Source organism: Peribacillus frigoritolerans, from assembly GCF_040250305.1.
Classification (GTDB): Bacteria; Bacillota; Bacilli; order Bacillales; family DSM-1321; genus Peribacillus.
The window spans coordinates 3,226,018-3,241,411 of record NZ_CP158190.1; the positions used below are offsets into that span (position 1 = coordinate 3,226,018).

The following is a 15,394-nucleotide window of genomic DNA, read 5'->3' on the forward strand; positions in this document are numbered from 1 at the left end:
TTATAGGCCTCCCCATAACACAAGAGCTTTTTTTAGTGTTTCATTCTCGAGCGCCGCTTCAGATAGGTCCTTTCCTGCCAGTACGGCTTCTACAGCAGAACGGAAAGCCTTTGCCCCGCCCTCTGCTCCATCAGGATGCCCATGAATTCCACCTCCGGCATTAATCACACTATCGATTCCAAAATCCTTGATTAGGTCCGGAACCATGCCCGGATGAATGCCAGCAGAAGGAACAGGGAAGGCTTTTTTCCATGAAAGTTCATCTTTTGTCAGAGCTTCAGCAATCGCCAAGGTTTCCTTTTTTTCAAGTGCGACACTTCCATAAGGGGATGGGAACAAGGATAAATCCGCACCTGATAACCTTACTAATTTACCAAGCAATAATGGATAGCCGACCCCATAAAATGATGAAGCTGCCAATGCCCCGCTATATGCGGGGTGCGCCATGATCGGCAGCTTGATACGATCATGTTCACTCAAGGCCTGCAATACATCCAAACCATATGTATGAACGTTGAACAACAAGGCATCTGCCCCTGCATCAGCCGCTTGCTCTGCTTTATCCAATAATTCAAATGTTTTCCCTGATAGATTGACAGCATATAAAGTTCGGTGGCCAGTGGTTTCATAGACTTCATTCAATATTCTTTTTCCCGTTTTTATTCTATCGAAAAATGGAGTCAGGTCCTGGTCGAAGAGGATCTCATCATCTTTAACTAGGTCGACACCTCCTAATGCTTGTTGCCTCAGTTGCTCATTATGGAATGTTAGGTCTCTTCCTAATACACCTTTAAAGATGCTCATCACCAGGGGCCGGTTATATACGCCAACCTTTTCCCTAATGCCTTCAATGCCAAATTGCGGCCCTGGAAAGGCTTTTTGAATATCACCGACAAAATCCAAGTCGATAAGTTTTATTTCTCCATCCAATGAAAGTTTGCCGAAGACCGTCGTGAGGATTGCAGGTAAATCATTGGAGAAATTCCTTGCCGGATAGGCAATTTTAATAAGCGAACGGTATGCTTTACGATTAAAGTAGCTGTTTGCCCTCTCTTCTTCAGAAAGTGGTGTCACCGATACGACGCGTCCCTTATGTTTTTCCAGTTGTTTCTGGACCAAATGGGGCAGGTCCGTCCATGTTCCGACAGTCAATCCCAAGGCAATGCTCTCTGCTTTTTTCTCATGATTTCCCTTAGAATCATGAATTAAATAAGTAGCGACTATCTCGCTCATTTGATCACTCCTATATCACGTTAGTAAACTCTCGATGTCATTAACCTGAACTGGTCTCAAAATGGCAAAAGCCCCTTCATAAAGAAGAGGCTTAAAAAGCCATCTTCTTATCTCCCAGCCATTGGCTGCAAGAATTAGCACCGTGCCTTGTGGATTTCAAGAAAAATCCGGCGAAGAATTCCGCCCCATTTTACAATGGAATTACGGTCGGTTGCTGGGCTTCATAGGGCTAGTCCCTCCACCTGCTCAAAATAAGAAAACGCTGATATATAAATTTGCATCCAAGTATCGAAAGATTAAGAATTTATTTTGTATTCTGACAGGTAATCCCTACTTTGTCAATAAGTTTTAACTATTTAAGGGTGAATTAATCGGATATATCATTGTGGTTAAAATAATTTTAATCTACTTATCCGTTCCACAGCCTCTTTCAGCCGATCTTCCGAAGTCAGCAGCCCTACCCTGACGTATCCTTCGCCAAATTCACCGAATCCATTTCCTGCAGCAACAGCAACGTGGGCATGCGTTAATAAATAGTCTGCAAAACGCTCGGACGTAAAACCTTTAGGTACTTTGAGCCAGGCAAAAAATGATGCCGCAGGAGCTTTGACATCCCAGCCGATTGCCCTCAATCCCTCAATGAAAACATTCCTTCGCCCCTCGTACATCTGCACTAACTGCTCTACACAGCTCTGCGAGTCAAGCAAAGCGCTTGCCGCAGCTTCTTGTATCGCAGGGAAGAGACTCACATAAAGATGGTCTTGTAATAGTTCAAGAGCTTCTATGACACTCTTATTCCCCACTGCGAAGCCGACTCTCCACCCTGCCATATTGTATGTTTTCGATAGTGTGTATATTTCTATTCCTATTTCCTTCGCTCCCTCTGACTGGAGAAAGCTTACCGGTTTTTTACCGTCGAATCCTATCGCTCCATAAGCGAAGTCGTGGACCACACAAATTGAATGCTCTTTTGCAAAAGAGACGGTCTCATCAAAGAAACTTTCAGTTGCAGAAGCACCTGTGGGATTGTTCGGATAGTTCAAGAACATCATTTTCGCTTTATCAAGTACTTCTTTATGTATGTCACTGTATTTTGGAAGGAAAACATTTTCTTCTGTCAAGGGCATGAACTCGGTCTTTGCCTGGGCTAAAACAACACCGGAAAGATAATCCGGATAGCCGGGATCCGGAACAAGGATCGTATCACCCGGATTCAATAAACACTGCGGCAGTTCGACAAGACCTGCCTTTCCCCCGAAGAGAATCGCCACTTCACTTTTCGGATCCAGCTTGACACCGTATTCACGTTCATAAAAGACGGCAGCAGCATCTTTTAAATATTGATGCCCCCGGAATGGCGAATATTTATGATTAATCGTTTTTTCAGCGGCAGACTGCAAGCTTTTTACGATATGGTCTGGTGTTGGCTGATCAGGGTTTCCCTGACCTAAATTAATGACATCATGTCCTTGCTCCGTGATGGCATTGACTTTTGCGACTAGTGAGGCAAAAAACTGCTTAGGCAGGTCCTGAAGCTGTCTGGATTTTTCGAATTGCACCATTTATACACCTTCTCTGAAATTTCTTGAAATTCTAGTCACAAATGATATATGTTTATCATAGTCTTGTAAAGCATTTTTTACATATGGGGGTTTTAAACGATGAAGTGGAAAATAGCTTGTATTCAAATGGATATAGCATTCGGGCAACCGGATATCAATTTTCAGGTTGCCAAACAATGGTTGGAAAAAGCAGCACGGTCGGAACCCGATATCGTCATTTTACCAGAGCTTTGGACAACCGGATACGACTTAAGCAGGTTAAATGAGATTGCTGATCAAGAGGCCGAAAAAACGATTGAATTTCTTAAAACACAGGCAAGGAAACACGAGATTCACATCGTAGGCGGTTCCATTGCGAAAAAAACGAGCAAGGGAATCTATAACACCATGATCATCATCGATAAACAGGGAAATCTCATAAAAGAATATGATAAGCTTCACTTATTTCAGTTAATGGATGAACATCATTTCCTGAAGCCAGGAGAAAAGGATGGTTTATTTACTCTTGATGAAAAAATATGTGCTGGTTTCATTTGTTATGACATCCGTTTCCCTGAATGGCAGCGAGCCCATACCGCTAAAGGCGCCGAAGTTCTATTCGTTACGGCTGAATGGCCAAAGCCGAGACTCGATCACTGGAGAGCCTTATTGATTAGCCGTGCCATCGAGAACCAAGCCTATGTTGTAGCCGTTAATCGCTCAGGCTCTGATGTCAATAATATATTTGCCGGTCATTCCTTGATAATTGATCCTTGGGGAAATATCATAAGTGAAGCCGGAGAAGGAAACGAACTCCTGACAGGCACCTTGGACTTCAATAGAGTTTCGGATGCACGTAACAAAATACCTGTATTCGAAGATCGCCGTCCTGATTTTTATTAATTTACCCATTGACAAACTATTTAAAAAGTTGATATTATTTTCCCGAAGATTAAAATTTCAGAAAACATTTACTCTTATCAAGAGCAGGCTGAGGGATAAAGGCCCTATGAAGCCCAGCAACCGACTGTAATACCATTGTGAAATGGGGCGGATTCACCGCCGGATTATAAAATCCACAGAGCACGGTGCTAATTCCACCAGAATTCATATTCTGGAAGATAAGAGGTCCGAAGCCAAAACTTCTGCCTCTTTCTATATGAAAGAGGCTTTTTTATTCTTATTTTGAATCCGGAGGGGAAAAGAATGACTCAAAACCATTCAAATTTTAAGAGATTGACAAACGAAACAGCTATAACCCTTGCAAAAAAACTTGGGTTGGTCAATGCGGATGCAAGTTTAACATGTAAAGAAATCGGCGATGGAAACTTAAATTATGTTTTTCATATTACAGACACAGTCACAAATAAAGGAATTATAATTAAACAAGCGGTCCCTTATGCCAAGGTACTTGGCGAAAGCTGGCCGCTGACATTGAAAAGAGCTGCGATTGAGGCGAATGCGTTGATTCATTTCAGAAGTTATTGCCCAGAATTCGTACCGCAAGTCTATTATTCTGATGAACAGCTTGCCATCACGGTCATGGAGGATTTATCGCACTTGAAAATCGTTAGAACAGGATTGATCGAAGGAGATTCATATCCATTGCTTTCTCAGCATATTGGTGAATATGTTGCGAAAACGGCATTTTATACATCCGATTATCATTTAGAACCCTCTGCGAAAAAGGAAGTGGCCCGACATTTCACGAATCCCGAACTCTGCAAAATCACTGAGGTCTTTATTTTCACGGATCCATTTTTTGAGGAACTCCCGGGAGATTTCGAGGTGGAATTGACAGATGCCGCCAAAAATATATGGAATGATAAAGAAGTGATCCTTGAGGTCGCTAAGCTGAAACAAAGCTTTGAAACCGAGCAGGAAGCCTTGCTTCATGGTGATTTACATACTGGAAGTATATTTGCAAGTGAAACTGAAACAAAGGTTATCGATCCGGAATTCGCTTTTTATGGTCCAGTTGGTTTTGACCTTGGTCAATACACCGCCAACCTTCTCTTTCAGGCAGTCACACGTAATAGCGCTGGAAAGGAAGAGATTTTCACACACCTTAATGAATTTTGGAATGCCTTTGAAGAAACTTATTCCGAATTATGGGAAGGCCAAAATAAAAGCCCATTTCGCCATGTGAAAGGTTATCTGCCTTATTTACTGACAAAATTCAAAAAAGATGCATTCGGCTTTGCCGGCTGTGAAATGATTCGGCGAACCATCGGACTTTCCCATGTTGCCGATTTGAATGTCATTGAAGATAAAGAAACAAGGATCGCTGCCAAAACGGCTACATTGGAAATTGGTGCTTTATTAATTAAAAAACGAGAAGAATTGGATGTTCCAGCTGTCATTGAAGCGTTGAAGCATCGTACACTGCCATCTTATTCAACCATTTAAAAGGAGACCTGCACATGACAAAGCTAGCACCATTACCTTATTCGGTACAATGGGCTGATTCCCATATTACATTATTAAATCAACAAGCCCTGCCTTCCATAACTGAATTTATTGAACTTCATTCTGTTGATGATGTATATGACAGCATTTTGACATTAAAAGTTCGCGGTGCCCCAGCAATTGGACTGACGGCAGCATTTGGTGTTGCACTTGGTGCCAAACAGGAAACAACCGCTGAATTAGCGGAATTCAAGAAAAATGTAGCGAGGCATATTGAAAAACTCGCCTCTTCACGGCCAACTGCTGTCAACCTTTTTTGGGCGTTAAGGAGGATGGAAAATACCCTGCAAGCTGCGCAAAGCATTTCAACTGCCAAGGAAGCACTTGTATCGGAGGCTAAAGCCATCTTTGCTGAAGATGAAGAAATGTGCAGGAAAATCGGGGAACATGGTTTATCCTTATTCACTAGAGGAGATTCCATTCTAACGCATTGCAACGCTGGGGGAATTGCCACGGCTCGGTATGGCACAGCCTTGGCTCCCTTCCACCTGGCTAAAGAAAAGGACTTTCCGCTAAAAGTGTATGCATGTGAAACAAGGCCTGTCCTGCAAGGGGCGCGTTTGACTGCTTGGGAATTGATGCAAGCGGGGGTGGATGTCACATTAATTTCTGATAATATGGCTGCCCATACGATTCACCAGAAAGGAATAAATGGAATCATCGTCGGTGCCGACAGAATTGCGGCTAATGGAGATACAGCCAATAAAATCGGGACATTGGGATTGGCCATATTAGCCAAGCACTTTGGTATCCCTTTTTACGTGGCCGCACCATCAACTACATTCGACCTTACTCTCGAGTCCGGTACTTCCATCCCGATCGAAGAACGGAATGAAGCGGAAATCACCTTTATTCAAGGTGTTAGGATTGCTCCTGAAAACGTGAAGACTTTCAATCCAGCCTTTGACGTTACACCGAATCATCTAATTACCAGCATCATTACCGAAAATGGCATCATAACACCGGATTTCATTAAAAACATCCCGCTTTTTGTTAAATGATCCAGGTTGCTTTATTGATGATAAAAAACGAGAAGGATTTCGTATCTCTCTCGTTTTTGTGATTATTCTTGCGAGGTCCACAATACAATTTTTATTTTTTGGAAAAGAACTCCTGAAGTGCCTTCTTATTTTTAGTGTAGTCTATTTCCAAAACGGCTCCGGACTGGGGATATATTTCATCATTAAAGCTTCCTTCCACTGGAACCCTTAAGGTTTCGACGGTGTCCGGTGAATGGAAGACGGCTTTTGGACCCATTTCCATTATTGTTTTCAGTCCAATATCTGTATCCAAGTACGAGAGTCCTTGTTCGATTATACTAGGAAGGGCTGCCATCCCTTCGAAGGATGAGATTTGATTTATAAACGCTGTTTTTAATTGAACCATTACTTCTTGTTGACGCTCAACCCTTCCAAAATCACTTTCATCGTCATGTCTAAAACGGACATATTTCAATATTTCCTCCCCATGTAAAACATTTTTACCGACGCTTGCTTGAATGCTCATATCATCAATGATTTCCTGGTCCACATTCACCGCTAGCCCCTCAGGTGCAAGTAAATCGACCATCTTCACGAATCCCTGAAAGTCAATTACCGCTACATGATCGACCTTGACACCAAAGTTTTCCTGTATGGTTTTCTTGAGAAGTTCCCTTCCACCATAATAATAAGCTGCATTTATTTTGTTATATCCTGATTTATTCCCGGGGATTTTCACATAACTATCACGCATAATCGAAGCCAGCTTCAGTTTTTCCTGCTCAGGAAAGTATTTTGCCAGTATAATCGCATCTGATCGAGATTTTTCCTCTCCCCTTGTATCAACACCAATTAACAGAAATGTTTTCACACTTTCCTGGTTCTCTTCTTTGGTTAGTTTTTTTTCCGTACCTGCATTTCCATTTTGTTTGGGTAAAGGGGCATAAGTGCAGCCTGCCAGAATCAAGATCAATAGATATATGAACAATACCTTTTCTTTCATTACCTCACCTCATCGGAAAATTACCCCTATTCTCTGCCTAATATTGGAATCCTATGCATTAAACGACAAAAAAAGCCTGCCAACGATAATCGCTGACAGGCTATTCGGGCAAAATCATTTATTGATTTCTTTCTTTAATACTTCTACCGCCTTTTTCACTTGTGTGTCATTCTTAAGGATTTTCTCCTGGATGACCTGCATCAATTTCACGGTAGTATCATCTTTAATGGTGCCAGTTTCTTTAATTTTTTGTTCCCTTTGGAATGCTGTGACCGCATTCGTTGTTGCTTCATCAAAGAATCCATCTACCTTACCCGGATCATGTCCCGCTTCCTTCAGCATCTCTTCAGCAGCTTTCACTTCACTCGAAGAATCAGATGCTTTCAATTCCTTATCGGGCGAAATGTACGGAAGGCTGGCATAACCAGGAAGCTTCACAGTAATATCCGGCTTGATCCCTTTTTTATGAATCCAATTGCCTTCAGGAGTCAACCATTTAGCTGCCGTATATTTGAAGTTAGATCCATCTTCAAAGTCTTCGGCAGTCTGCACTGTCCCTTTCCCAAATGACTTGACACCAATCAATGGAATGTCCGCAGATTCACTGACAGCCGCTGCAACGATTTCAGAAGCACTGGCACTTCCGTCATCAATCAACACGACTACCGGGATTTTCAGTTCTCCATCATTCTCCGATTTATAGACTTGTTTTTTCCCGCTGCGCTCCTCAACTTGAAGAACCACTTCCCCATTAGGTATGAACAGGCTTGCCATTTCTATTGCTTGATCAAGCAGTCCCCCCGGGTTTCCCCGCAAATCCAATACGAGACCCTTCATATCCTTCTTCGACATTTCTTCAAGCGCCGTTTTCAGCTCTTGGACTGTATGTTCGGAAAAACTGGTCACTTGAATCTTGGCAACTCCATCATCAAGCATTTCCGCATAAACCGTCTCAATCGGAATTGTGTCCCGTTTAATGGTGAGCTCAATCGGTTCCGACTCACCAGCTCTTGAGATGGATAGATCCACTTTCGTACCCTTCTCGCCCCTGATTTTCAGGACAGCTTCAGAAGAGCTTAGCCCTTCAACGCTTTTACCGTCCACACTTAAAATGATATCATTCGGCTTTACCCCCGCTTTTTCTGCTGGGGACCCTTTTATCGGTGAGACGACCATGATTTGTCCATCCTGCTCCTGAATCTCGGCACCGATTCCTTCAAAAGATGAAGAGATGCTTTCATGGAAACTCGATGCTTCCTTTTTATCCATGTAAGCAGAGTAGGGATCATCCAATGATTTGATCATTCCATTAATTGCGCCGTCAACCAGCTTTTCTTCATCAACCTCTTCATAATAGTTATCTTTTATCTTATCGTATGTAGTATACAGCTTTTCAAATTCCGCATGCTTATCCGGTGCTAATGACTCTACTTTTTCATCTCCAAAGGTCAAGGCTATTGTAGTAATCCCTGCAGTTAGAAATATGACTAAGAAAATCCCCATAATGAACGTAAACTTCTTTATTTTAATGAATTTCCCTGCCTCTTTTGGCTGTTCTTGATTTTCTTCTTCCACTGAAGCCTCACCACTTTCATTCTTCATGACGATATAAACGATTTCTTTCTATTTTAACAGCTTTCATGACAATCGAAAAATAATTGTTATCAAAAATAACAACTTATGACCATATGTATTTTTTTACGCCTCGCAAACGTTAAAACATAGAGAAAACTCCCTGGACTACAGGCATCTATTGACATTACAAAAATGGGGCTACCAAGGAATAACTGAGCCTGTATCCAACTGTCATTATACAGCTTCACTTATTCCTGGTCACCCGCCTGTCATTTACATCCAATTATCAGTCCTGGATAGCTGCTTCCAATGCCACTTCAACCATTTCGTTAAAGGTTGACTGGCGCTCATCCGCCGACGTTTCCTCACCGGTTAAAATGTGATCGGAAATGGTTAATACAGATAATGCTTGGCGGCCAAATTTAGCAGCAAGCGTATAAAGCGCTGCTGATTCCATTTCTATTGCAAGGATTTGGTATTTTGCCCATTTTTCCAAATCACTATTATCGTTATAAAACTGATCGGCCGTAAAAACATTACCGACCTTCAATTGCAAGCCCTTAGCTGTGCCGGCGTCATAAGCTTTTCTTAGTAATTCGAAATCCGCCGTTGGGGCAAAGTCCACCCCGCCGAAAGTCATGCGGTTCATTTGGGAATCGGTGGAAGCACTCATTGCAAGGATCACATCCCTGACTTTTACATCCTTCTGAATCGCTCCTGCAGTTCCCACACGAATCAGCTTCTGGACATTATAGCTATTCATCAATTCATTCACGTAAATCGAAATGGATGGGACACCCATGCCTGTACCTTGTACAGAAATTCGTTTCCCTTTATATGTCCCTGTATATCCAAACATGTTACGAACTTCATTATAAAGTTTAGCATCCTCTAAAAATGTTTCAGCAATATATTTTGCACGCAACGGGTCCCCAGGAAGTAAGACCGTTTCCGCAATTTCATTTTCTTTTGCACCAATATGTACGCTCATACGACTATGTCCTCCTTAACTTGTGATTGAAATGATATTCAAAAACTACTATACCATATCAACCACAAGTTAGGAAAATCGAACCTTATCCTAGAACTTGAAAAAGATAAGGAAACTGGAAGTCATGAAAAGACTTTGACACCCTTCCTTTAAACCGCAACAAAACGGCGGAGGTCCGCCGTCTTTTTTTAAGGTTAATAAAATTAAGGGATAGGAAGCTGTTAACCGTCTTATGACAGGTTACTCATCGACTTCTTCATCAATTATGCACTTTTCAAGAAGATATTCGAATGTGATGTCAGCAAGATCTTCAACTTCAGCTTCTGTTGGAAGATAGCCCCGTCTTATCAATTCTTGAAAAAAGAATTCCGCTATCTCTTCTGTATCAATAAAAACCTCAATTTCTCGCAAATCATCGCCCCCTTATTTAAAGGTCTATGAATGTGTAGAGACAAATATACCAGTAAGGCATCCCATTATGGAAAATCATTTGAAGGGCTTATATTTATCATGATCCATCCGTGTTCAATTTGAATGGAAGCTTCTATAGGGAATTTTGAAATTGCCCTTTAAAAATTCAGGATACCTTTCACTTCGTTTGCTTCTTTTTATGATCTGGATAAATTTCCTCTGCCGCCTTTTCAATTTTAGCAAGGGCGATCTTCATGATGTGACGATATTCATCATCGCCAAAATGTTCGTAGAGCTTACAATAATCATTATATAAATCCAACAGTCCATCAATCATTTCCTTTTTTTCATTTTTTGTCATTGTCATTTCTCGCTCACCTTTACCAGGGTTGTTTTGTTTAGCAATGATAGCAAGCTCATTTTTCTTTTTAGGAAGTAGCAGACCCAACTTTTTAATGATTCCATCTGCACGTTTAGCATCGGCTATCAAAGTTAGTTCTTCCTCATGCGCTTCAAGCCATTCACCATCAGAGATTCTGGATAACTCATAGATTACATCCTCCCAGGCATTTTCCTTATAGCGCCAAATTTCCGTTCGATAGCCGATAATCTTGAAATAATCCTGTTCATACCCATCCACCTGGACCAAGTCACCTAATAAATATTTATATTCAATATCGATTTGTTCTTTTTGATAAAGGATTTCACCTTCATATTCATTTATCGATTGCAATGTTTTTTCGATATAAAGACCTTCACTATAGTTCACTTCATACACATAAGCACCATCGAGAAATTTTACATCGGTTATATTCCCGACTGTCCCATACATTGTTATTACGACTGTATCGCCTAATTTAAATTTCGGCTGTTTTTTTTTGCCCATAAGAGACATCCCCCAATATGGTCCTTATCGTTTGATTAGTAAATTATATGCACAAACAAACATGGAGGTTAATGGAAAAGAGAGGGCATTTTGCTCATTTAGCTAAGTAACCGGCCCATTTATTAAACGGCACTACAACCAAAAACCGCCTCATTTAATGAGACGGTTCGTAGTGGGAATGATGAGCGTCACTTTCGTTCCTTCGTCGCGGACGCTTTCAATTTGAAATTTCCCTTTTAATTCCTCCATTATCTGAATGCACGTCGCCACACCTAATCCGTTTCCATCCGGTTTGGTGGTATAAAAGGGCATGCCGATATTTTTTAAATTCTCGGGACTGATGCCTTTCCCATCATCGCTGATCACTAATCTTACATAATGGGACTCGGAAGTATGATGCAATTCAATCTGCCCCCTTGCTTCGATGGCTTCACAAGAATTATTCAAGACATTCAAGAGAACCTGCCTTAACCGGTTCCTGTCTGAATAAACAACGACAGAGTGTGTCACTTCATTTATTAGTCTTACATGAGAACTCGGAATTGAAGGGATATAGGTATCTATTATTTCTTCAAGGAAATCCATTAAATCGATTTTCTCCCATTCCAGTTGATGCGGTTTTGCCAAATCAAGAAGTTGTGTCACGAATACATTAACCCGATCCACTTCATGAAGCATGACATCACTATATTTTTCTATTAATGTTTTATCATGATCCTGGCTCTTCAATAATTGGAAAAAGCCCTTTATTGTCGTCAGCGGGTTCCTGATTTCATGTGCGACACCGGCAGCAAGCTGGCCGACATATTTCAATTTTTCCGTACGGACGATTTCCTTCTCACGATCTTCTATCGTTTCCATCATTCTTAGAAAGGCTAGGTTCAATTTTTCCATTTCCTCGAAGCTTCTTTTATCGGAAATGATGAATTCCTTTCCTCCAATGAAATCCTCTGTCGCTTCGACAAGTTCTTGAACTGGCCGCACAAGGGTCTTTGTTAGTAAATAGACAGCCAGAATGATAGAAACAAAAACGATGCTGTAGATTGTCAAATACCGTGTTAAAAGGTCATTCAAAGGCTGAAAGACTTGTTTCTTATCTGCACCCACAACAACAAACCATTTATTCTCCGTTTTTGCAATCGTATGAACAGGCTGGATGGAATATATTTTTTCCCCGTTCTCTGCGCTGTACAATTCATCCGATAACGAAGCTTCCATCAGCTTACCTTTCGTTAATCCCATTTCTTTCAATGCAGAATCCTGCATGACTCCATGCGGGTCTTTTTTCGAAATCATGATGCCTTCTTGATTGATCATGAAAAAGTTCACTGGGTATTTATCGCTAATTTCATTAGCCTTTTTCTCCATCAGCTCCCAAAGTCCTTCCAATCGGAAAGCTGGAGATACGACACCGATCATTTTCCCTGCATTATCATAAACCGGCGCACTCAGAGCAATTATGGGTTCTGGGAAAGCACGGGTTTTATAAACGTCAGAAAGGAATTCACGACCTTCTATGGCCTCTTTGAACCATATTCTCTGCGCGAGGTTGTCCCCGATCATTTTATTGGATGTATCTGCAATGACATTGCCTTCCATATCCAAATGCAAGACACCGTAATAATATCCTTTTGCATCGATAAACTTTTTTAGTTCCTCTGACTTCTCTTCTTTTGAATGGCCAGGATTGATGATTACCGAATTTGCACTCATTAACCTCACATCACTGATCCGTTCGTTCAAATAGCTATATGTTTCATTTACAATATTCAGTGAACCTGCATTCAGGGCATTTTTTGCTTCCTTCTCAAGCAGGGACCGTTGTGATCCATAGGATATGATCCCCAATATCAGAAGAGGAACACTTGCAATAAGTAATGAATAAAGCAAAATTCGGGTTTGAAGGCTTTTAAGCATCCTTCCGATCCTCCCTATTCCTGATCTCCTAATAAGAGCCCTTCTTCTATTTGGACATACTGCTCCCATGCTTGATCGAATAGTGACATACTATCGAGATAGTATGCATTCAATTCCAAATAACTGCTCAGTTCATTATAATCAGTCGATTGTTTTGGGAAGCCATGATCCTCATAGGCATGATTGGCAAATTTAGTGATTGCATCAATTTCCTTTGGTTGTCGAAATTTCATTAAATATAAATAAAATGGTCTCATGATGTTGAGCCCCCCCTAAAATAACTATGATTTCTGCTTTAATATATCGGAAACTTTCGCTTCCGTCCACTTTTTTAAAGATGAATTTGGTCTATTCTTCCTCACTTTATAGATTTCCACGATTTTTCATCAAAAAATGCATTCATTTTCTTACGGAATTACACTTAAATATCGTACTCCCATCCTTTTAAGACGGAAAAACTTTTTTATTTATACGACTTGGTTCATGAATCGATAAAGGAATGAAGTGCTTCATTCTTGCTTAGCCCAATCTTTCAATCAAATGCACTTCAAAAACCTTATTATTTTCATTATCTGAAAAGGAAAATCCCCTTCATCTAAGATGGAAATAGTGGTTTGCACTAATTCTGTCCAAATGGGGGGATTTATTCATTCATATATGGAAATGTAAATGCATCATGCCGCTAAAAGTCAAAGTAATTACGTTTCAACAGCCTTTTCATGTTCATTAGCTCACTGTACGTCGTTTGTTTTTCAAGCTGTTTCGTATCAATTAAAAACAGTTGATTTTCGATTTCCTTCACTATTTCATCACTTTGAAAAAGAGCATCGCAGCTCTCACATCGAGATGAAGGGGTCTCCGTAATTTCAACTGCCCTCGTACCATCCGGCAGTTCCCAATACACAGTCCCATTTACTGAAGCAAGCTTCCCTTTCTCACACCAAGGACACGTCTCCATGCTATTCATCTCCCTTAGGTGTGCTCTTTTTTTGCTGTGCCTGGAATTTCTTTTCTTTTAACAAATCCCGCTTTTCACGTTGGTTTTTCAATGAAGCATGCTCTGGGTTGGTCACGTAATTTTCCCGTCGATTCATTCGCTTCAGTCCTTCAGGCACTAAATTGAATTGCTTGTCGTTCATTAAACCAGATACACCTATATCTGATTGTCTTTCTTCCATATCAGGATATACCCCTTTGAAGTAATCATCTGCAAGTCCTGGTGTATATTGCTCAGGTTCCGGATATGTGGTTATCACACCTTCAAAATTGCGCAGCACCGTTTTTGTTGGAGATTGTGAAAGGATATAATTCGGCTGCAGCGTGATTTTCCCTCCCCCTCCAGGAGCATCGACGACGAAGGTAGGTACAGCATACCCGGATGTATGGCCTCGGAGCCCCTCAATGATTTCAATGCCTTTTGAAATGGGAGCCCTGAAGTGACCGATGCCTTCCGACAGATCGCACTGATAAATATAGTAAGGGCGGACACGAATCTTAACAAGGTCATGCATCAGCTTTTTCATGATTGCGACACTGTCATTGATCCCTGCTAAAATAACTGCCTGGTTGCCCACAGGTACACCTGCATCGGCAAGCATCTCACATGCTTTCTTTGATTCCTCTGTAATTTCTATCGAGGTATTGAAATGAGTATTCAGCCAAACCGGATGATATTTTTTTAAAATGGTGCATAAATTTTCAGTGATTCTTTGAGGAAAAACAACCGGAGCCCGCGTTCCTATCCTGATTATCTCAACATGAGGAATTTCCCTTAAGTTCTTGAGGATATATTCAAGGATCGTATCATTGATCAATAATCCGTCCCCGCCTGAAATAAGGACATCCCGAACTGCCGGTGTGTCACGTATATAACCGATTGCAGCGTCCAATTGTTTTTTGGGCACGCCCATGCCAATTTGTCCTGAAAAGCGTCTTCTCGTACAATAACGGCAGTACATGGAGCACTGATTCGTCACCAAAAAAAGAACGCGATCCGGATATCTATGGGTTAGTCCCGGCACTGGGGAGTCCTCATCCTCATGAAGAGGGTCTTCCATGTCATATTTGGTTTTATGCATTTCTTCCGAGATTGGGACCGATTGCATTCTGATTGGACACCTTGGGTCATCTTTATTCATTAACGAAGCATAGTATGGGGTGATATTCAATGGAATGGTTTTTGTGGAAATCCTCACACCTTCCTCTTCATCCGGAGTCAGGTTTATCACTTTCTTCAAATCATCGACAGTTCGGATCGTATTCGTAAGCTGCCACAGCCAGTTGTTCCATTGTTCTTCGGTTACATCTTTCCATAGCTCTATATCTTTCCAATTGCGATCTGGCTTATATAAGTCAAATAACATGGTTATACCTCCTGAGTTATGATAG

14 protein-coding genes and 2 riboswitches are annotated in these 15,394 nt (G+C 41.2%); of the genes, 3 read left to right on the top strand and 11 right to left on the bottom strand.

Going from position 1 to position 15,394, the window contains the following annotated elements; all coding sequences use genetic code 11:
- On the bottom strand, positions 1-1,233 hold the full coding sequence (gene mtnW, locus ABOA58_RS15785) for a 2,3-diketo-5-methylthiopentyl-1-phosphate enolase (protein ID WP_350299142.1): 1,233 nt from the start codon (positions 1,231-1,233) through the stop codon (positions 1-3).
- Positions 1,234-1,337: 104 nt separating this feature from the next.
- A riboswitch (SAM riboswitch) is annotated at positions 1,338-1,491 on the bottom strand.
- Positions 1,492-1,622: 131 nt separating this feature from the next.
- Positions 1,623-2,795, bottom strand: coding sequence for a pyridoxal phosphate-dependent aminotransferase (locus ABOA58_RS15790; protein ID WP_350299143.1), 1,173 nt, complete (start codon positions 2,793-2,795; stop codon positions 1,623-1,625).
- Between the two features lie 99 nt (positions 2,796-2,894).
- Between ABOA58_RS15790 and ABOA58_RS15795 the strand changes: the two genes are divergently transcribed.
- The 3 genes from ABOA58_RS15795 (at position 2,895) to mtnA (ending at position 6,244) form a co-directional block, all read left to right on the top strand.
- Positions 2,895-3,677 carry a carbon-nitrogen family hydrolase gene (locus ABOA58_RS15795; protein ID WP_350299144.1) on the top strand — a complete coding sequence of 261 codons (783 nt, stop codon included), beginning with the start codon at positions 2,895-2,897 and terminating at the stop codon, positions 3,675-3,677.
- Positions 3,678-3,748: 71 nt separating this feature from the next.
- A riboswitch (SAM riboswitch) is annotated at positions 3,749-3,902 on the top strand.
- A 78-nt stretch (positions 3,903-3,980) separates the two neighbouring features.
- Positions 3,981-5,183, top strand: coding sequence for an S-methyl-5-thioribose kinase (gene mtnK / locus ABOA58_RS15800; RefSeq protein ID WP_350299145.1), 1,203 nt, complete (start codon positions 3,981-3,983; stop codon positions 5,181-5,183).
- A gap of 14 nt (positions 5,184-5,197) precedes the next feature.
- Positions 5,198-6,244, top strand: a complete 1,047-nt coding sequence (mtnA, locus tag ABOA58_RS15805) for an S-methyl-5-thioribose-1-phosphate isomerase (RefSeq protein WP_350299146.1) — start codon at positions 5,198-5,200, stop codon at positions 6,242-6,244.
- Positions 6,245-6,335: 91 nt separating this feature from the next.
- On the opposite strand, the gene ABOA58_RS15810 is transcribed toward mtnA, so the two are convergent.
- The 9 genes from ABOA58_RS15810 to ablA form a co-directional block, all read right to left on the bottom strand.
- Positions 6,336-7,226, bottom strand: a complete 891-nt coding sequence (locus ABOA58_RS15810) for an LCP family protein (RefSeq protein WP_350299147.1) — start codon at positions 7,224-7,226, stop codon at positions 6,336-6,338.
- Between the two features lie 114 nt (positions 7,227-7,340).
- A complete protein-coding gene (locus tag ABOA58_RS15815; RefSeq protein WP_434547737.1) occupies positions 7,341-8,828 on the bottom strand; it encodes a S41 family peptidase in 1,488 nt (495 codons plus the stop codon).
- Between the two features lie 259 nt (positions 8,829-9,087).
- Complete coding sequence (gene deoD, locus ABOA58_RS15820; protein ID WP_230175687.1) at positions 9,088-9,792, bottom strand: purine-nucleoside phosphorylase; 705 nt, start codon at positions 9,790-9,792, stop codon at positions 9,088-9,090.
- A gap of 240 nt (positions 9,793-10,032) precedes the next feature.
- Positions 10,033-10,203 carry a YozD family protein gene (locus tag ABOA58_RS15825; protein WP_064505166.1) on the bottom strand — a complete coding sequence of 57 codons (171 nt, stop codon included), beginning with the start codon at positions 10,201-10,203 and terminating at the stop codon, positions 10,033-10,035.
- A 178-nt stretch (positions 10,204-10,381) separates the two neighbouring features.
- Positions 10,382-11,089 carry a hypothetical protein gene (locus ABOA58_RS15830; RefSeq protein WP_214750321.1) on the bottom strand — a complete coding sequence of 236 codons (708 nt, stop codon included), beginning with the start codon at positions 11,087-11,089 and terminating at the stop codon, positions 10,382-10,384.
- A gap of 150 nt (positions 11,090-11,239) precedes the next feature.
- A complete protein-coding gene (locus ABOA58_RS15835) occupies positions 11,240-13,006 on the bottom strand; it encodes an ATP-binding protein (RefSeq protein WP_350299149.1) in 1,767 nt (588 codons plus the stop codon).
- A gap of 14 nt (positions 13,007-13,020) precedes the next feature.
- Entirely contained in the window at positions 13,021-13,263 is a 243-nt protein-coding gene (locus ABOA58_RS15840) for a YozE family protein (protein ID WP_350299150.1), read from the bottom strand.
- A gap of 425 nt (positions 13,264-13,688) precedes the next feature.
- Positions 13,689-13,964 (bottom strand): YokU family protein, encoded by a 276-nt coding sequence (locus ABOA58_RS15845; protein ID WP_350299151.1) that lies wholly within the window; start codon positions 13,962-13,964, stop codon positions 13,689-13,691.
- A 1-nt stretch (position 13,965) separates the two neighbouring features.
- Positions 13,966-15,369 (bottom strand): lysine 2,3-aminomutase, encoded by a 1,404-nt coding sequence (gene ablA, locus ABOA58_RS15850; protein ID WP_350299152.1) that lies wholly within the window; start codon positions 15,367-15,369, stop codon positions 13,966-13,968.
- Positions 15,370-15,394 lie beyond the last annotated feature (25 nt).